18 protein-coding genes and 2 pseudogenes are annotated in these 16,947 nt (G+C 67.1%); 6 read left to right on the forward strand and 14 right to left on the reverse strand.

Features of this window, described 5'->3' with window-relative positions:
* Positions 1–5 precede the first annotated feature (5 nt).
* Entirely contained in the window at positions 6–905 is a 900-nt protein-coding gene (locus tag A5696_RS01820) for a CoA ester lyase (protein WP_231964195.1), read from the forward strand.
* On the opposite strand, the gene A5696_RS01825 is transcribed toward A5696_RS01820, so the two are convergent.
* Entirely contained in the window at positions 902–1,477 is a 576-nt protein-coding gene (locus A5696_RS01825) for a cyclic nucleotide-binding domain-containing protein (protein ID WP_067872484.1), read from the reverse strand. The two genes, A5696_RS01820 and A5696_RS01825, sit on opposite strands and share 4 nt — an antisense overlap.
* Before the next feature lie 165 nt (positions 1,478–1,642).
* On the opposite strand from A5696_RS01825, the gene A5696_RS01830 reads away from it, so the two are divergent.
* Positions 1,643–2,878: an osmoprotectant NAGGN system M42 family peptidase gene (locus A5696_RS01830; protein ID WP_067872488.1), complete on the forward strand. Its 1,236-nt coding sequence runs from the start codon at positions 1,643–1,645 to the stop codon at positions 2,876–2,878.
* 186 nt (positions 2,879–3,064) lie between these two features.
* Here A5696_RS01830 and A5696_RS26835 read toward each other — a convergent pair.
* Positions 3,065–3,220, reverse strand: a pseudogene (locus A5696_RS26835) (helix-turn-helix transcriptional regulator); the annotation flags it as partial.
* Between the two features lie 263 nt (positions 3,221–3,483).
* On the opposite strand from A5696_RS26835, the gene A5696_RS01835 reads away from it, so the two are divergent.
* A complete protein-coding gene (locus A5696_RS01835) occupies positions 3,484–4,806 on the forward strand; it encodes an NAD(P)/FAD-dependent oxidoreductase (protein WP_067872491.1) in 1,323 nt (440 codons plus the stop codon).
* On the opposite strand, the gene A5696_RS01840 is transcribed toward A5696_RS01835, so the two are convergent.
* The 3 genes from A5696_RS01840 to A5696_RS01850 form a co-directional block, all read right to left on the reverse strand.
* Positions 4,773–5,861, reverse strand: a complete 1,089-nt coding sequence (locus A5696_RS01840) for a diguanylate cyclase (protein ID WP_067872495.1) — start codon at positions 5,859–5,861, stop codon at positions 4,773–4,775. The genes A5696_RS01835 and A5696_RS01840 overlap by 34 nt on opposite strands.
* Before the next feature lie 192 nt (positions 5,862–6,053).
* On the reverse strand, positions 6,054–6,530 hold the full coding sequence (locus tag A5696_RS01845; RefSeq protein ID WP_067872498.1) for an ATPase: 477 nt from the start codon (positions 6,528–6,530) through the stop codon (positions 6,054–6,056).
* Entirely contained in the window at positions 6,527–7,225 is a 699-nt protein-coding gene (locus tag A5696_RS01850; RefSeq protein WP_156738216.1) for a DUF899 family protein, read from the reverse strand. The genes A5696_RS01845 and A5696_RS01850 overlap by 4 nt, the downstream gene beginning before the upstream one ends.
* A gap of 101 nt (positions 7,226–7,326) precedes the next feature.
* On the opposite strand from A5696_RS01850, the gene A5696_RS01855 reads away from it, so the two are divergent.
* On the forward strand, positions 7,327–7,557 hold the full coding sequence (locus A5696_RS01855; RefSeq protein WP_067872501.1) for a DUF167 domain-containing protein: 231 nt from the start codon (positions 7,327–7,329) through the stop codon (positions 7,555–7,557).
* Between the two features lie 5 nt (positions 7,558–7,562).
* Here A5696_RS01855 and A5696_RS01860 read toward each other — a convergent pair whose 3' ends face one another.
* Positions 7,563–8,408: an alpha/beta fold hydrolase gene (locus A5696_RS01860; RefSeq protein WP_067872504.1), complete on the reverse strand. Its 846-nt coding sequence runs from the start codon at positions 8,406–8,408 to the stop codon at positions 7,563–7,565.
* A 50-nt stretch (positions 8,409–8,458) separates the two neighbouring features.
* Positions 8,459–8,638 (reverse strand): hypothetical protein, encoded by a 180-nt coding sequence (locus A5696_RS01865; RefSeq protein ID WP_067872507.1) that lies wholly within the window; start codon positions 8,636–8,638, stop codon positions 8,459–8,461.
* Between the two features lie 88 nt (positions 8,639–8,726).
* On the opposite strand from A5696_RS01865, the gene A5696_RS01870 reads away from it, so the two are divergent.
* Positions 8,727–9,047: a hypothetical protein gene (locus tag A5696_RS01870; protein WP_067872510.1), complete on the forward strand. Its 321-nt coding sequence runs from the start codon at positions 8,727–8,729 to the stop codon at positions 9,045–9,047.
* Between the two features lie 284 nt (positions 9,048–9,331).
* Here the strand turns inward: A5696_RS01870 and A5696_RS01875 are convergent, their stop codons facing one another.
* The 4 genes from A5696_RS01875 to A5696_RS01890 form a co-directional block, all read right to left on the reverse strand.
* On the reverse strand, positions 9,332–9,979 hold the full coding sequence (locus A5696_RS01875; RefSeq protein ID WP_067872877.1) for a maleylpyruvate isomerase family mycothiol-dependent enzyme: 648 nt from the start codon (positions 9,977–9,979) through the stop codon (positions 9,332–9,334).
* 82 nt (positions 9,980–10,061) lie between these two features.
* The gene (locus A5696_RS01880; RefSeq protein ID WP_067872882.1) at positions 10,062–10,619 is read right to left on the reverse strand and encodes an FKBP-type peptidyl-prolyl cis-trans isomerase; all 558 of its coding nucleotides are present in this window, start codon (positions 10,617–10,619) and stop codon (positions 10,062–10,064) included.
* Positions 10,620–10,662: 43 nt separating this feature from the next.
* The gene (locus A5696_RS01885; protein ID WP_067872513.1) at positions 10,663–11,838 is read right to left on the reverse strand and encodes a serine hydrolase domain-containing protein; all 1,176 of its coding nucleotides are present in this window, start codon (positions 11,836–11,838) and stop codon (positions 10,663–10,665) included.
* Positions 11,835–13,307 (reverse strand): biotin carboxylase, encoded by a 1,473-nt coding sequence (locus tag A5696_RS01890; RefSeq protein WP_067872516.1) that lies wholly within the window; start codon positions 13,305–13,307, stop codon positions 11,835–11,837. Before A5696_RS01890 ends, A5696_RS01885 begins: the two co-directional genes overlap by 4 nt.
* Before the next feature lie 288 nt (positions 13,308–13,595).
* Here A5696_RS01890 and A5696_RS01895 point away from each other — a divergent pair.
* Positions 13,596–14,068, forward strand: a pseudogene (locus A5696_RS01895) (carboxymuconolactone decarboxylase family protein).
* A gap of 292 nt (positions 14,069–14,360) precedes the next feature.
* Here A5696_RS01895 and A5696_RS01900 read toward each other — a convergent pair.
* The 3 genes from A5696_RS01900 to A5696_RS01915 form a co-directional block, all read right to left on the reverse strand.
* A complete protein-coding gene (locus tag A5696_RS01900) occupies positions 14,361–14,795 on the reverse strand; it encodes an SRPBCC family protein (protein WP_067872519.1) in 435 nt (144 codons plus the stop codon).
* A gap of 330 nt (positions 14,796–15,125) precedes the next feature.
* Entirely contained in the window at positions 15,126–15,953 is an 828-nt protein-coding gene (locus A5696_RS01910; protein ID WP_067872527.1) for an alpha/beta fold hydrolase, read from the reverse strand.
* Entirely contained in the window at positions 15,950–16,942 is a 993-nt protein-coding gene (locus A5696_RS01915; RefSeq protein WP_067872530.1) for a hypothetical protein, read from the reverse strand. The genes A5696_RS01910 and A5696_RS01915 overlap by 4 nt, the downstream gene beginning before the upstream one ends.
* Positions 16,943–16,947: the final 5 nt, after the last annotated feature.

The following is a 16,947-nucleotide window of genomic DNA, read 5'->3' on the forward strand; positions in this document are numbered from 1 at the left end:
GCCGCGTGGACGTTGAACACCGCGAGTCGGCGGCGCTGCGCCCGCGCAGATCTGCCCTTTACTTGCCCGGCAACAACTCCCGGGCGCTGGAGAAGGGCAAGACGCTGCCGGCCGACGTGTTGATCTTCGACCTGGAAGATGCCGTGGGACCCGGCGCCAAGGCCGACTCGCGGGCCAGGGTGTGCGACGCGATCAAGGGGAAGAGCTACCACCCGCGCGAGGTCGTGGTGCGCGTCAACGGCCTGGACACCGACTGGCACGACGATGATTTGGCCGCGGTGGCCGGCTCGCCGGCCGATGGTGTGCTCGTGCCGAAGGTCGAGACGGGCCGGCAGGTCCAAGCGCTGGCCGCGGTGCTCGACGAGCTCGGCGCGCCCGCGGCCATGAGGCTGTGGGTGATGATCGAAACGCCCCGCGCCTTCCTGAGAGCGGAGGAGGTCGCGTCGGCCAGCGATCGGTTGGCCGCGTTGGTGGTGGGCACCAACGACCTCGTGAACGAGCTACACGGTCTGCACGTACCCGGACGCGCGCCGGTGCTGACGGCCTTGTCGTTGGCCGTGTTGGGCGCGAGGGCGGCCGGAAAGACCGTACTGGACGGGGTTTTCAACGACATCACCGACGAGGGCGGCTTTCGTGCCGAGGCGCGGCAAGGTCGCGAGCTGGGGTTCGACGGCAAGACCCTCATTCATCCATCCCAGATCGCCCCGGCCAACGAGCTGTTCGGCCCGTCGCAACAGGAGCTGGCCGACGCCCGCAAGATCGTCTCGGCCTACGAGCAGGCCGAGGCCGCGGGGAACAGCGTCATCACCGTTGACGGCCGGATGATCGAAAGCCTGCACGTGCGCGACGCCCAGCGCATCCTCGCGCTCGCCGAACTCATCTCGCAGAGGGAATACGCGTCCTAGCGGGCGGCGATCCACTGCGTGAGCGCGTCCTCGAGTGCCGTGGTGACACTCATACCCGCGGTGGTGGCGGCCTCCTCGAACCGCTCGACCAGGTCGGCCGGGACCGACGCATTTACCTTGCAGCGCTCTGGTTTTGGCTTACCCTGCGCACGGACCACCGGCTCATGTCGGGCGACGGTCGCGTCCATCGTCTCGCGCAGGACGGGCATCTCCTCGAGCAGGCGGGCAAGCTCGTCGCGTTCGATGCGAAGCACCTCCGACGGCCCGGTCGTCGTCACCGTCGCGGAACGGAGTTGCCCCCGGCGGAGCACGGATTCGCCGATCACCTCGCCCGGGCCCAACACGGCAATGCGGTCCTGGCCGACGTACACCCCGGCCTCCCCGCTGAGCATGATGTAGCAGGCGTCCGACGGAGTCTGCTCCAAAATGAGCGGCCACGGCTTGGACCGCGCAATGCGGTGCGCCGCTCCGACGAGACGGTGCAGCTCATCATCCGAGAACTTGTCGAACGCATCGAACTGCCGCAGCCGGCGGACGTCTTCCTCCTGGTGTCCTTCCGCATCCACTTTCATAGCGGGCTCCTCATGCGCGATGTAAGCCGGACATCGAGGAGCCTAACTTGGATCGGCTGCAATGAAGAAGAAAAAGGTGATTGGTCGCCATGCGCCTGCCGGGCGGTCAAGTCCCGTCACCCGGTAGGTTGAACGCGAATCCCGACGAACCCGAAAGGAGACACGGTGCACCAAACCGCGGCCATGGCTGAGGCCGACCGCGCGTGGATGATCGACACTCTGCTCGCGCTGCTGCAGACCCCGAGCCCCTCGGGGCGCACGGATGCGGTGATGCAGCTGATCGGCGACATCTTCGACGACTTTGGCGTGCCGTTCACCCTGACCCGCCGGGGTGCGCTGACCGCCGAACTGCCGGGGGAGTCCGCGACCACCGACCGGGCGCTGGCCGTTCACGCGGACACCATCGGCTGCATGGTGCGCAGCCTCAAGGACAACGGCCGCCTGGAGCTGATTCCGGTCGGCACCTTCTCGGCCCGGTTCGCCACGGGCGCCCGGGTGCGGATCTTCAGCGACGACCCCGACGAGTTCATCACCGGCACCGTCTTGCCGCTCAAGTCCAGCGGGCACGCGTTCGGCGACGAGATCGACACCCAACCCACCGACTGGAAACACGTCGAGGTCCGCGTCGACCGCAAGGTGTCGTCGCGGGAGGACCTGGTGCGCCTCGGCCTGAACGTCGGTGACTTCGTCGCGCTGATCGCCAGCCCCGAACTCACCGCCGACGGCTTCATCGTCTCCCGTCACCTCGACGGAAAGGCCGGTGTCGCAATCGCACTCACGCTCGCCAAGAACATCTCGGAGAACAAGGTGGTGCTGCCGCACCGCACCACGATCATGATCACGATCACCGAGGAGGTGGGTCACGGCGCCAGCCACGGCCTGCCCGCGGATGTCGCGGAACTGGTCTCGGTGGACAACGCGGTGTGCGCACCCGGCCAGCATTCCGTGGAGGACGGCGTGACCATCCCGATGGCCGACATGCACGGCCCCTTCGACTACCACCTGACCCGCAAGCTCTGCCGGCTCGCCGAGGAGCACGACATTCCTTTCGTGCGGGACGTGTTCCGCTACTACCGCTCCGACGCCGCCGCAGCGATCGAGGCGGGCGCGGAGACCAGGGCCGCGCTGGTCGGCTTCGGGGTCGACGGCAGCCACGGCTGGGAACGGACCCACATCGAGTCGCTGGAGGCCGCCTACAACCTGTTGCACTGCTGGCTGCAGACTCCGTTGACGTTCGCCAAGTGGGACGCCAAGCCGTCGGGCAATCTGCGGGACTTCCCGTCGTCGAAGCAGCCCGCGCCGACCGAGCAGTGGGTGCCGCTGGCCCGCGGCGAGCACGCCGAGCCCGGGGATGCGTCGCCGGGTTCGCACTGGCCGCCGTCGGAGGGCCCGCAGGCCTGACCCATTCTGGGGCTACGGCTGACCCGCCAGCCCGTCTTCGCCGAACAACGAGCCGCCGGCGCCCCCCGGTAAGGAACTGCGCGTTGTACCGGGCCGTACCGCTCGACAAGGAACGATTCTGTTCCCCCGTCGACGATCGCCACCCTTGCCAGGCTATTGCCGTGGGCGACTGCATTCATCAGGGGTTCACCTACTCATATCGTTTTCCGATTTCCGGGCTTGCAGCGCTTGGTACAGCTCGGCGCGCGACCGGATGTTGAGTTTTCGGTAGATGCGGCTCAGGTTGACCTCTACCGTCTTAGGGCTGATGAACAGGGCCGCGGCGATGTCGCGGTTGATCATGGCAAATCAAGCGGACTCTCTAAGAAGCGGCGTGGGACCCGGAGCGCCCTGCCGCCCCGCATCCTGCCCATCGCCGTCAGACCGGCGTTGAGGTGAATCCTCCTGCGATCAAACGGGTTTCGCTGGACGCGGGCCGCGCGTCCCGCCGCGCGTGCGGGCGGGTAGCCAGGCACAACCTGAACGATATCTAAGATCCCTCTTACTATTTTCTTATTATTCGGGTAGGGTCGCGGGCAGGACTGCTGAACGATTGCGGGAGCGGTATGAAGCGATTCGATGTCGTCGTTGTAGGTGCGAGGTGCGCCGGGTCGCCGCTGGCGGCGACGCTGGCGCGGCGGGGCATGAGCGTTTGCCTCGTCGACCGAGCCCGGTTTCCGTCGGAGACCCCGTCGACGCACATCATCCAGCCGTCCGGCGTCGAGTTGCTCGATCGGCTCGGAGTGCTCGAGGGGGTGTCGGCCGCCGGCGCGGTGCCGCTGGATCGCATGACGATGGTGATCGATGACGCGGTTCGGATCCACGCGACCGTCGATCCCGGACGTTTTACCCACCCGTCCCTGTGCGTTCGGCGGGTGACGCTCGACGCGTTGCTGGTCGACGCCGCGGCCTCGGCGGGTGCGGATGTTCGCACGGGCGTGCGCGTCACAGGCCTTCACACCGAGGACGGACGCGTTACCGGAGTCGACACGGCCGCCGGTCCCATCGAGGGGCGGCTGGTGGTCGGCGCCGACGGGCGCCACTCGACAGTCGCCGCGGCCGTCGGGGCCCGCGAATACCATGTCGCGTCGCCGGGGAAGATGTTCGCCTGGGCGTATTTCGAGCATGTGCGCGACCGGGAGGGGCACGCGCGACTGGGCCGCCGCGGAGATGTGGGCTTTCTCGCCGGTCCCACCGACGGTGAGCTCTACATGGCCGCGATCGCCATCGACATGGCCAAACAGGCCGAGTTCCACGCCAATCGCGACGTCAACTTCGTTGCCGGCCTGCGGAGCTGGCCCGAACTCGCCGACGTCATCGGCGACGGGCGACGCGTCGGCCCGATCCGGGTCGTGTCGAACTGGCACGGGTATTTCCGAGAGGCCGCCGGTCCCGGATGGGTCCTCGTCGGCGACGCGGGACACTTCAAGGATCCGGCACCGGGGCAAGGCATCAGCGATGCGCTCCGCCAGGCCGAGCGCTTGGCCGATTCCATCGAGGACGGGCTGGGCAAAGCCGGTCCCGACGACGCCATGCGGCGGTGGTGGCAGTGGCGCGACGAAGATGCTTACGAAATGTACTGGTTTGCAAAGGATTTCGGTGCTCCCGGCCCGACGACGCCGTTCAACACACGCCTCATGCGGGAAGTCGCCGCCGATCCCTCAGCGGCAATGAAGCTGTTGCTCGTGCTCAACCACGAATTTCGCCCTTCGCGGCTGTTCACCATTCCCATGATCGCGCGGGCCGCGGCGGGAGCGGTGCGGGACAGGCCCGACCGGCTGATCGCGACGCTCAAGGAGATCGTCAACGTGGCGAGCGACACGGCGCGCCGATCGCGGCAGCAGCTGACTGACCTTCAGGACGTTGATGCCGTCGTACGAGACCGGTGATGCCGCGCCTGGTTTCCGCCGCATCTCTTGGCTTCGTACATCGCGGCGTCGGCTTCGGCAACCAGCTCGCGATACGCCCGTTCGGCGTCGTCGCAACCCACGCTGCGCAACGGCAGGGTGGCGGTTCCCACGCTGGCCGTCACCGGAGCGGGGAGCGCCGCGACTGCCTTGCACAATGCGTTACCCCACCCGTGCGGCGGTTGGGTCGACACGACATCTGCGACGAGGAACTCCTCCCCGCCGACGCGGCCGATAACCGACGTGTCCCCGCAGACCGTCGTCATCGCCCGGGCCACCGCGGCGAGCGCCTTGTCGCCGGCCGCGTGCCCCTGGCTGTCGTTGACCGCCTTGAAGCGGTCGAGGTCGATCATGGCCACCGCCAAAAACATGTGCTCGCCGCCGGCAAGCATCCGCCCGATGATGGCGCGGTCGCAGGCCCGCCGATTCAACAGGCCGGTCAGTGGGTCGCGATTGGCGCGCAATAAATCCACGCCCAGCGCCCGGACAACAATGTGGATGGCGAATGGCACGATCACGTTGAGTTCGAGCACCAGAAAATAACCGGTGAGGGCCAGTGTCGCCTCGCCGGCGGCGACCAGGCGCACCACTTCGACCGCCGCGACCGCGCCGGCAAGGGACAAGTTCAGAGCCACATATCGCGCGGTGTGAAAGAACGCGACATAGCCACCCGAAACGGCTAAAGCCGAACATGCCATCAGGGCGACGATCGGCTGGGTCTGCCAGAGGCAGCCGGCGGCCACGCTCGCGCTGCCGATCATGGCGAAAGCAATCGATTGCCGCCGGGTGGGCCACCGGGACAACCACAACACCGCCATGCCCAGCCCGGCCACGCCGGCCACCACGGAGACGGTCAGGGCAAGACGCGGGTAGAACGGTGTTTGCCCCCACAGCACGTTGATCGGCCACAGCGCCAGCGACGCGGAGACCCCTGCCAAGACCCGGCGGGTGTTGGCGCTCAGCCCGTGGGCTTGCAGGTAACCGGTCAGCCAGTCGAAGTGGTCGGGTTGCCGCCACCACGCCGCCAACCACCGCATTGCTTGCCTTCCGAACTCGTCCGGGCCGTCGAGATTTACCAAACTAATCCGGATCGCACGACGATTCAGACGAACGCATTTATTCGACCCAAAGGATGCTTCGGATGGACAAATTGGAATGCAAGTCTGATGCCGCGGATGTATTTACGGTGGAGCCAATAATTGACGGGCCGCATTCACTGTCTAGTGGATTCAGCGCGTGACCGACCGCTCCAGGCTTGCCAGCGATTCGGCCAGGTAATCCGGACCGAAAGGAGGGATCGCGCCCACCCGCTCGCGAATATCTTGTGGCGTGGCGCTCCAGTCGTAGGTGAGAGTCACGTTGGTGTGGTCGCGGCCCGCGGCCAGGTCGTAGCGCCAGAACCAGCCGCCGGGACGGTGGTTGCCCGCGTCATCGAGCTGGCCCGGCATCCAGCCGATCGCGCGGTCCTGCTCGTACACGTTCACCAGGTTGTACACAACGTAGTCACCACCGGCCTGGGTGAGGAACATGTTCATCGCGAACATTTGCCCGGCACCCGTGATCGGTGCGATGTCCACGGCGCCGCGGACCCAGTCGGTGGGTTCGGTGTTGCAGTGGCGGGCCGGGTCGGCGAGGACGGCGAAGATGTCCGCCGGCGTCGCGGCGATGGCGCGGGTGGCGACGTAACGTTCGACGGTGGCGGTCATGTCTGGTCCCGGGGTCCGTAGGCGCGGGCGATGGCGGGGGAGTCGAGCCACCCCGAGTATGTCGGGCGTGACGGCCAGCCTTCGGGGGAATCGAGCCATTCCTCCTGCCGGCCCCACGGCAGGATGTCGATCAGCCCGAACGAGTGGCTGAGCTGCTCGGTGCCTCGCCCGTTCGTGTGCCACGTGCGGTACACGGTGTCGCCGTCGCGCAGGAACACATTGACCCCGAAGCCCCCACCGGGCGGCGCGTCCATATCCGCGCCGAACGTGCTCTCCGAGGACGAGTACCACTCCATCCGGTTGCCGACCTTGCGCTTGTAGGCGAGGGCTTCCTCGATCGGTCCGTTGGTGACGATGACGAACCGGGCGTCGTAATTGTCAAGGAACTCCAACCGGGTGAATTGCGACGTGAAGCCCGTGCAGCCACCGCACTGCCACCCCGCGCCGTCCGACCACATGTGGTGGTAGACGATGAGCTGCGAACGGCCGGCGAACACCTCCGCCAGAGCTACCGGCCCGTCGGGGCCGATCAGCGTGTAGTCGGGCAGCTCGACCATCGGCAGGCGCCGGCGCTGCGCGGCGATCGCGTCCAGCTCGCGGGTGGCGGCCTTCTCACGCTTGCGTAGTTCGTCGAGCGCGGCGCGCCAGGTCGCGTGGTCGGTAATGGGGGGCAGCGCTGCTTTTTCCACGTTCACGGGATCCACCTTTGCGATCGATTTCTTCGTAGCAGGTCTGACTCCCGGCGCGCGCGAAATTCACCGGTGCGACCGTCCAGCCGGCGGTAGCCTTACGCGCCATGACTGACTCCGTCGTCGTCAGGGTCAAGCCCGGCAGCCGCAAGGGACCCCTCGTCGAGGTCGGTCCCGACGGCGAGCTGACGATCTACGTCAGGGAGCGAGCGGTCGACGGCAAGGCCAACGACGCGGTCACCCGCGTGCTGGCTGAACACCTGCGCTTGCCGAGAAGCAGCGTCGAATTGGTATCGGGAACGACGTCGCGGCTCAAGCGGTTCCGGGTGAGCCGTTGAGCGTGCTACGCCCTCACGGCGTTAAATGCCGCGATCGCGTCGATCACCGCCTCGGGGTGATCAAGGGAGACAAAGGTTTTCGCGTCGGGCACCTCGATCAGTTTCCCGTTGCTGAACAACTTGGCCAGGCGCCGGCCCAGACCGGGGGTGAAGCAGCGGTCCGCTTGGCCCCACACCAGCGTGACCGGCTTGGTGAAACGGGGAAGGCGGGTGGCCACGTCGGTGAGGTCGAAAGTGGCGACCTGTCGCAGCAACGCCGCCAGGTCGCGGCAGATGCGGGAGTCGTGGAGGCAGGGCTGCAGCCAGGCGGCGGTGAGCTCCGGATCGGGCCGCTTGATGAGCAGGCCGTAGCCCAGCACCGAGTGCCGCAGCGTCCGCCACCGCAGTGGTCGGATCAGCGCCTTGATCGAGGCGGGCCCGCGAGCCAGCCCGAACACGACGTCGAAGGGGAAGGGCGGGCACTTGTCGAAGGCGTCGCAATTGGTGAGCAGCAGGCGGCCGATCCGGTCCGGGTGGGCGTCGACCACCAGTTGGCACAGCCCGCCCCCGGTGTCGCTACCGACCAGCGTCACATCGGAAAGGTCGAGGGCGACGATCGCGTCGTTGATCAGCTCGGCGACCCCGGGCAGGGACAGCACGGCGGCGTCGTCGACCGGGGTGGTGTGTGAGCCCAGCGGCAGGGTCGGCACGATGCAGCGGAACCCGCGCCGCGCCAGGCGTTCGGCGACGTCGCGCCACAGTCGTCCGTCGACCAGGATGCCGTGGACGAACAGCACCGGCGCGTGCGGCGAATCCTTCGGCCCGAATTCCTGGTATTCGATGGTGGCCTGCCGTAGCGCGAGCTGTGCCATGACGGTTGTCCCTCCTTGAGCTTCGTACCGACCCCTACCCGAATCGAAGCTCAGCGGCCGCTGCCACGGCCAGCCCGGAGACTGCCATGCACTGCCAATGCCTGGTCAGGGCCCGGCGTGTAGATCGACATCACCATGTCAAGGTCGTGGGCCCGAAGCGCGCTCGCCAGCTCGTCGATTCGCCGTCGAATCTCGGCTTCGTCGGCCGCGGGGTCCGTTTCAGTCGTCACAGATCCGACGGTAGCCGCGCCGGGCCTCTTGACCTGTCCGGCCGGGCTCGGTTCGATGATCCATATGCCACGAGGGGGGAGGCTTGCAATGAGGACGTTCGTCCGCCGTCTCGTTCCCGCTGTCTTGGCCGCGCTGGCGTCGATGGCCGCCGTGACCGTTGCGACGCCGGCGGTGAGCAGGGCCGACTGCGCGGACGGCGAGTGGTGGGACCCGACGGGCAAGGTCTGCCGACCGCTCGGTGTCGGGCCGCAACCCCTGGCATGCGACCCGGGGCAGTGGTGGGACCCGACGGCCAATGTATGCCGGCCGCTGGGTGTCGGGCCGCAACCGCTGGCATGCGACAACGGCTGGTGGTGGGATCCGGGCGCCAACGTGTGCCGTCCGCCGCTGGTACCGCCGGCGAGCTAACCCGGCGGTGGCCTTCACAAGATCGCTTAGTAGACGCTGGCGTACCTTCGCCATGCATAGTAAGCTCATAGCCAATAGTGAACGTACTCGTCTATAATCCGCAGAACGAAGGCGCCATGTACACCGCACCATCGCCTTTTGACGACCCGACCACGCCGATTGACGCCCAAGCGTTGCGAGCCTGGTGGGCGCGGCAGCGACATGAAGCGCAAGGGATGCAGCGAGGCAAGCCGGAGCGCGCCGCGTTCATCCGACAAAGATTGTGACGGCGCCAGCACCGCCGCTCAGTGGGCGCAGCATCGGGCGCGCAGCGTGGGGACGCCGGGGCCCGCGAGATCGTCGCAGTAGGCGCCGCGCCCGGCCATCGCCATCGTGAGCGCCAGAGTGGTACCGCTGACGAGCGGCCCGGTGCCGGTCGCGAAGGAACTGTCCGTCGCCTCCAAGCGCAGACCATCGATCGCACTGCGGCCGGCAACCGTGAAGTCCCGACGAGCAAAGAATTCCGCTACCGGTGTGACGACGTCCACCGGAGGTGTGCGGAGGACCCCGAGTGGCCGCCGGATGTCTTGGGCGTGCACTATCACCTCACCCAGCCAGGCGGTGGTCGGTCCCAGTGGCGCGGTGGTGCTGGTGATGACCCGCCGGAATCGCTCGAGCGTCTCGGCAGGGTTATCGCCTCGGTGTTCGGCCAGGCGCCGGTCGTTATGCAAGTCGAAGTCGAACCGCGCGCCCAGGGCACTGGTGAGCCAGCGCAGGGGACCGGTGCTCGCGGCCGCCGTCAGGTGGGCGACCACCTCCTCGACAACCCACCGCGCGCACAATGATTCCTGCGTCCACTGCGCGGCGTCGAGGCCGGCGAGATCCTCTGCGAGCGCGGCGCGCTCGGCATGGACCGCCGACCAGAGAGTGTCGCGGTTGGCGCCTTGGAACATGTGAGCCTCCATTGCACGGCCGAGATGACATCGGTGTAGACCTGCGCCAGGCACCAAAGTCATCGGACGACCGGAACGGGCGTCAGCCCGACGCGCTCAGGATCTTGATCGCGAAGACGAGCGAGTCGCCCGGCCGGATGCCGGCGCTGGGCTGACCGTCGGGGTAGCCATCCGCGGACGTCATCGCGACGGCGACCGTGGACCCGACCTTCTGTCCCGTGATGGCCTTTTGGAACCCGGGCACGACTCCGGTGAGGGGGAAGTCCACCGGGGCGCCCCTGTCGTAGCTGCTGTCGAACACGGAGCCGTCCCGTCCGTTGACTCCCATGTAGCAGACGGAAACCTTTGCGGTCGCGGGAACCACCGGTCCGTCGCCGGGGCGCAGGGTGTGCACCTGGGTCTGGGTCACGCTGAAGGGTGCCGTGACGTTCACGCGTGGAGCCGTCGTATCCGTGGACCCGGTGACCGCGACGCTGCCCGTGGTTCCGGCGAGCGTCCAGTCGGGCGTCGCCCCGTTCTGTGGTGCCGCGGTGGGGCAGGAGCCTGCCGCGGTCGCCGTGCCGGATACGGCGAGCGGCAGAATGCCGCCCGCGACGCAGGCGACGAAAGCGGCGGAGGAGAACACCCGGGGAGACTTCACGGCCGTCACGCTACCGCAGCGTCACAAGGCGGCCCGACTCCCACTAACTGGCGATTCCGGCCAATTCGTGTGCCACCGCCTCGAATGCGCGCAGCGTGTCCAGCATGTGCGGCTCCTGAGAGTGCGGCTGGGTGGACACCTTGGCGGCGACCATCTCCGCGGCACGGTTGAGGTAGATCATCTGGCCGCACATGCCCAGGCACAACACAACGTTGCTGCCGGGGTAGGGAAACCACATCTGGTTGCGGTACATCCCGCCGGGCAATTCGGTGTCGTCGGGGCTTGCGGCGAAGGCCTGACGCGAATCGGGACCGCCGTCGAGGGTGTCGGCGATCCAAGCCGTCGGTACCACCTGCCGGCCGGTCAGCGATGCGCCGTCGCGCAAGAACAGCGACCCGAACCGGATCATGTCGGTGAGGCAGGCGCTGATGCCGCCGTTGAACATCCCCGTGCCTTCGCTGTCGACGCCGATGGTGGCGTCGCTCTGGGCGCCGATGCGGCTCCACAGCAATTCCGACATCAGCTCGGGCATCCGCTGGGCGCCGGCGACTTCGCAGATCCAGCCGAGCACGTCGGTTTCACACGAGCGATATGCGAAGGGGCCGCCGTGTGGCGACTCCTGCCGCAATGTCAGCAAGAACTCGCGCAGCGTGGCAGGTGCGTCCGGACGGCTCCGGGGAGCCCAGCCCATCGCCTGGTCGAGGAGGTGTATCTGTGCGGCCGGGTCATCGTAGTTTTCCGTGAAGGCGATGCCCGACCTCATGTCCAGCAGGTGGCGCACCGTCGCGCCGGCGTAGCCGCAGTTCGCCAGGGCGGGAACGTATTTCGTGACCGGCGCGTCCAGCTCGATCGCACCCGATTCGTGCAGCGCGCCGGCGACGGTGCCCACCAGCGACTTGCTCACGGAGAACAGCAGGTGCCGGGTGTTGGGTCCCATGCCGTGGAGGTACTCCTCGGCGACCAACGACCCGCGGTGGGCGACGGCCCACCCGTCGGTGGCCGTCGCGGCCATCACCGCGCCGACCGTGGTCGCCGTCCCGTTGGTATTGGTCACCGGGATCCCGGCGATCGGAGCACTGGCCGCGGGCAACGCCGCGCGCGGCCCGCCTCCGCGCGAGATCACCGCGGTCGGCACCATGTCGTCGACGTGCTGGAATGACCAGCGCGCGTAGGGCGAAGACAGCCAGTTGGCCAGGGAGATGCCGGCCGGGACGCTCACGCGCGCGCGACGAGTCGCGAGACGATCGGCGCGGCCGGCGTCAGGGGGGTTGAGGTGAATTTCGCCTTCATGCCCTTGATCCAGCGCTGGCAGCGCTCGCTGAGCTGATAGTCGTCGGTCTGCAGGTGTGAACGGGTGACGAGCACGCCGAGTTGGGCGCCCTCGGAGCGTAAGTCGCCGGGCGCGGCGACCCGCATGTAAAAGGCCTCGGACCCGTCGAGCAGCGTGGCCCAGTCGTTGGCGGTCCGCGAAAAGGAGACCCGACCGTCGTCGTCGATGCGCCATACCCCGGTGCGTGGCGTCGCGGTGAAGATCTCGATATTCGGCGACGTCTCAGTGAGTATCACCTGGCCCCAGACCTCGTCCTCGCCGTAGCCGCGCTCCCAGCGCTCATTGATCTCGTCGATGTCGAGCTCGTACTCCACGTCCATGTACTCGAGCAGGTGAAAGAGGAACAGCGGCATGTCGGCGTAGGCCTCGGTGGTCAGGTTCGTCATCGGGCTGGCGCCGGACAGCCGCGGATTCACCTCGCCGAGGTAGAGCTCGTCGGAGTCGAGGTCGTGCAGCAGGTCCACCTCGAAGTAGCCGAGGTAGCCCTCGCGGCGCATGACGTCGCCCAGCTTTGTCACCATTTCTCGCGCGGCGTGCGTCTGGGCGGGCGGCAGCACCTCGTGCCAGATGTCATTGCCACACCAGCTGCCCCGGCTCGGCGTCAGCTCCGAATAACCGACGAGACTCGTCATCGCCGGGCCGACGACGGTGCCGTGGCGGGTCACGGCGCCCTCGAGGCAAACCTCGACGTTGCGGATCCGCTTCATCACCTTGAGGTCCTGCCCTAGCAGGTCACCGGCGTGCTGGTCCCAGTCGCGTTGACCGTGCACAAAGAACGTCCCGCTGCCGGCGTTGCCGTAGGCGATCGAGATGACGAGGTCATCTCCCAGGCCGGCGTCTTGTGCGAGCGCCAGCAATTCGTCGTAGGAGCCGGCCCGTCCGATCGTGTTGGGCACGCTGGGCACGCCCGCCTCGTCGGCCAGGCGCGTCATCACGATCTTGGAACCCAGGCGATTGCGCAGCTCGATCGGCGGATGCATGACCTCGAGACCTGCCGAACGGGCCAGGGCCTGGATTTCTTCGTTCATCATCACAAAGCAGCACTTGCCGCCGGGACCCTTACCGGCGATGAACTCGAGCGTCTCGGGGTCGGACAGCAGGTGGCTGCACACCTCGTCCATGGAGTCGAAATCACGGCGGTCGCGTCGCCGGGGCACGAACACGCGCGAATGCGTGCCCTCGAACGAGTCGAAGTAGGTCAGGTAGAAGAAGTTTCGTATCCAGCGGTCGACGCCGAGCAGGTTGAACGGGGTAGGCGAGATGAAGTACAGCGGCGTCTTGTTCGTATGGAAGAACGCGCGGATGTCCGACAGTCCGTTCAGTACGCGCGGCTGAGGGCCGCCGGCGGGCGCGCTCATGCCACCCACTCATACGTCGGCGCCTGGGACGACCGGGAGGCGGACGGCGGGGAAACGGGCGCCGCGGTCAGGGCGATGGCGCTGAGATCACATAACTCCATTGCACAAGTGTGCGGCACGCCCATAGGCGTGTCTAAGTGAGGAGTCGAAGAAGCCTGCCCGAAGAACGGTTCAAATGCGGGTCCACTCGTCGCCTTCGGCTCCGACGACCGGGTGCGGTCACATTCCGCGGCGCACATGTGTCGACCCGGTAGAGCGATCACCCGAACAACGACAGAGGAGACGTCCGTGGACGCACGTCTGAGTTTCTACGACAGCACCATCGGCTCCAAGTTCGCCAAGCCCATCAACTCGGCCGGCAAGGTCATATCCGACTCGACGCTGCCGCGCGCGACACAGGACTTGGTGAAGATCCGCGCAAGCCAGATCAATGGCTGCAGCCTGTGCACCGAGATGCATACCAAAGACGCGGCACACGCGGTCGAAACGCCATTGCGCCTCAACCTTGTTGCCGCCTGGCGAGAGGCCAAGATCTTTACCGACGCCGAGCGCGCGGCGCTGGAGCTCGCCGAACCGGCACTCGACTGGCCGACGCCGCCCGCGGTGTGAGCGATGAGGTATGGGACAACGCGCGCAAGTACCACGACGACGACCAACTCGCGGCGTTGGTGTCGCTGATCGCGTTGATCAACGCCTACAACCGAATCAATACCCTCACCCGCCAGCCCGCCGGCGATTACCAGCCGGGGCAATGGACGTAAACGCACGCGCCGACCGGAAAGGGGAGTCAATGACTAACTACCTGTTCACCTTTCGCGGGGCCAGGGACTCGGGATTCGTGCCACAGACGTTTGATGCCTGGGCCCGTTGGCACTTGCAGCTGGGAGCGCGCCCCGAGGACCGGGGCTACCCCGCGAAACTCGCCACCACGGTTGGCGCCGCAGGCGGCAACCAGGGCCGGACCTACCACGTAGCGGGCCACCTCAGGGCCGCCGGTGGAGTGCCCAGTCCGGGCGTGCAGGCAAACCCTTTCCGTTCAACCACCACAACTGCTCAGGCGCGGCGTTCGGCGGCGACGATGCCGCCTTTGAGGAATTCGTCGATGACCTTCTTGAACACCGGCAGCATCAGCCGGTCAACACCGGGAATCTTGAGCGTTGACCGCAGGTGCCAGCTGACCTCGGTCCCTGTATTCCCCTCTCTCAGCTGGATCGTGCCGACGTGATTTCGGGTCGGTGCGCCGGAAAGCATTCGGTAGGCATAGCGGGTGGGTCGCTCGTACTCGATGATCTCTTCGACGAACGGCGGCCCCACGACCACCAGACGTCTGATCGCGCCGACGCCGTTCGGTGCGGGGACTCCCTCGCGGTCGAGCGTGCTGCGCCGACATGCCCACACGTAGTTCGCGATCCCGCGATGGTCGGTCATAGCGTCGAACACGTTCTCGATCGGCGCCGTCGAACTCCGGGTAAGGGTGAATTCAATCATCCGCAGTCCATGCCGTCGCTACGCGCTGCCGAAATCTGTCCGCTGGCATCATTGGTCCTCTCTCGCTACGAAGATCATCCATCCCGACCGCGCGGCAGCGTCGGAGGGGTTGACCGCGGTGGCCCGCACCCGGACTCGAACCTGTCCGGGGCCCGCGTGGGGCTCCGTCAACTCCATGAGATGCAAGGCCTCGCGACCGCCGAACTCGTCGTATCCGATCGCTCTCATATTGTCCCCCAACCCGCTTCTAGCGACCGTTATTTCGAGGCAGCGCAACACCTCACCGTCGCTGACTAGCCTGGATGCGGAATGCCGCGCAAACCCCGTGTGTCACGGGCTCGGCGACCGCGGCCGCTTCGCCTCCATCTTTGGCCATGGCGAAAAATTGGACCGCAAATAACCCAAGATCGCATCGGCGACCAGGTCAGGTTGCTCGGGGAAAAGTGCGTGGCTGGCATCGTCGATGACAACAGTGGTGATGCGGTCGCCGTAGCATGCGTGAAGGTCGCCCCATTCGTCCCGGTGGTGGAATGGGTCGAGTGCGGCGACGAGCTCGAACACCGGCGCGCTGCCTGCGCCCCAGTAGCGGGTTACGTCGGCGCGGCGGGCGCAGTCGACCTGCATGGCCAGGGTATGCGGGTACCAGCCGGTCAACCAGATCGACGCGTCATGGCCGGGGGCGAAGAAAGCCAGACGCAGCGCGGCCAGTCGCTCGGTTTCCGGCAGCGACGGGTCACCGGCGCGCATGGGTGCCGAATTTACCTCCGCGGCAACGGTTTTACCGGATGCAGCGGCCAGGACGACTGCCGCGACCTTGTCGGGGTGATGCGCTGCGGTGGCCCGGGCGACGAAGTTTCCGAAGGCGTGTCCGAGCACGACCGCGGGCCCCTCGGCGAGATTGTCGATCACGGCGGCGATGTCGTCCGCCATGTCCTCGAACGTCACGGCGTTCATCGCACCCACCGAGCGGGCGATGCCGCGCGGCTGCGGCCGCAGCACGCGGTAGCCGGCTCCGACGAGCGCAGCCGTGAGGGGATCGAAGTCCGCACCTCCGTCGCGTCCGTAGGACGGGATAATCACGATGGACGGGCCGTCTCCGTCGACGTATGTCTCGATCAAAGCCGAGCCGGCCGCGACCATTTCGCTGCGACGCGTCATGACCGCTCCGTAGCGGAGTAGTCGAGCTCGACGCGCAGCAGCGCGGCGTTGCGCAGAATTCCGTGCGGGGGAGCGGTGGTGCCGCCGTCGGTGGTGACGTAGAGCACCCGGCCCGGGTCCCCTGGACCGCGGCCCCACGCGGCACTGGACGGCCCGACGAGGGTTTCGTCGAAGGGGTCGCCGGCGATGTGGCGCACTTCGCTGCCGTGGCGCGGCGCCAGGGGCACCCGGTCGAGGGTATTGGCCCGGTGGCGGGTCACGTAGGCGAACCCGGCGTCGGGGTCGACACAGAAGTCGTCGGCGTTGTCGATCGCGGCCACGAACTCGGGTGACGCTGCTGGATCACGTGTTTCGGGGTCGACGGCGACACGCATGAACACTTTCTGCGCGGTCGAGGTGTAGTACAGGTAGCCGGTCTGCGGACAGTAGCGGACGCCGTTGACTCCCGGTTGCGGGGGCGGCGGCAGGTCGCTGTCCGGGTCGAACGCCATGGTGTCATGCATCGACCACACCCGCGCGGTGGCCGTGTGCGCATCGTCGGTGAGGTCCACCCGCCAGATCAGACCGGCAAAGCAGTCCGCAACGGCCAGCACTCCCGGTCCAAGCAGGCAGCTGCCGTTGAGTCCGCGGGCGCGGTCGTCGAAGCGGTAGATGGTCTCCGGCACCACCGGGTCGCCGGGTCGCCACCGGGTGAGATCTATTCGTACCAAGGATGATTCGCCGGTGGTGTAGGCGAGGGTGAGGTTGACGACGAAGACCTCGGGGAGGACCTCGACGATGCCGGTCACCAGCTGGTCGAAGGTGTGCACCAGTACGGGTTCGACCATCGCGCCGGGCGCGGCGGGTGCGACGTACCAGAGTTCCTTCTGCAGGACGGCGGTGATCAGGACAGAGCCGTCGGCGCGAACGGCGAGGTTTTCCAGGAAGTACTTCTCCGGAAATAGGGCCACGGGCGTCAACGTGACGGCGGGGAGCGGCGGAAGGGGCATAATGA

Origin of the sequence: Mycobacterium sp. E2699, assembly GCF_001666745.1 — a bacterium.
Taxonomy (GTDB): domain Bacteria; phylum Actinomycetota; class Actinomycetes; order Mycobacteriales; family Mycobacteriaceae; genus Mycobacterium.

What these genes read in the sequence shown, in the direction of transcription:
- A5696_RS01890 (WP_067872516.1), bottom strand. Translation starts at nt 13,307, where the DNA reads ATGAGCGCGCCCGCCGGCGGCCCTCAGCCGCGCGTACTGAACGGACTG.
- A5696_RS01845 (WP_067872498.1), bottom strand. Translation starts at nt 6,530, where the DNA reads ATGACCGCCACCGTCGAACGTTACGTCGCCACCCGCGCCATCGCCGCG.
- A5696_RS01825 (WP_067872484.1), bottom strand. Translation starts at nt 1,477, where the DNA reads ATGAAAGTGGATGCGGAAGGACACCAGGAGGAAGACGTCCGCCGGCTG.
- A5696_RS01840 (WP_067872495.1), bottom strand. Translation starts at nt 5,861, where the DNA reads ATGCGGTGGTTGGCGGCGTGGTGGCGGCAACCCGACCACTTCGACTGG.
- A5696_RS01900 (WP_067872519.1), bottom strand. Translation starts at nt 14,795, where the DNA reads ATGATTGAATTCACCCTTACCCGGAGTTCGACGGCGCCGATCGAGAAC.
- A5696_RS01860 (WP_067872504.1), bottom strand. Translation starts at nt 8,408, where the DNA reads ATGGCACAGCTCGCGCTACGGCAGGCCACCATCGAATACCAGGAATTC.
- A5696_RS01910 (WP_067872527.1), bottom strand. Translation starts at nt 15,953, where the DNA reads ATGACGCGTCGCAGCGAAATGGTCGCGGCCGGCTCGGCTTTGATCGAG.
- A5696_RS01875 (WP_067872877.1), bottom strand. Translation starts at nt 9,979, where the DNA reads ATGTTCCAAGGCGCCAACCGCGACACTCTCTGGTCGGCGGTCCATGCC.
- A5696_RS01835 (WP_067872491.1), top strand. Translation starts at nt 3,484, where the DNA reads ATGAAGCGATTCGATGTCGTCGTTGTAGGTGCGAGGTGCGCCGGGTCG.
- A5696_RS01870 (WP_067872510.1), top strand. Translation starts at nt 8,727, where the DNA reads ATGAGGACGTTCGTCCGCCGTCTCGTTCCCGCTGTCTTGGCCGCGCTG.
- A5696_RS01855 (WP_067872501.1), top strand. Translation starts at nt 7,327, where the DNA reads ATGACTGACTCCGTCGTCGTCAGGGTCAAGCCCGGCAGCCGCAAGGGA.
- A5696_RS01915 (WP_067872530.1), bottom strand. Translation starts at nt 16,942, where the DNA reads ATGCCCCTTCCGCCGCTCCCCGCCGTCACGTTGACGCCCGTGGCCCTA.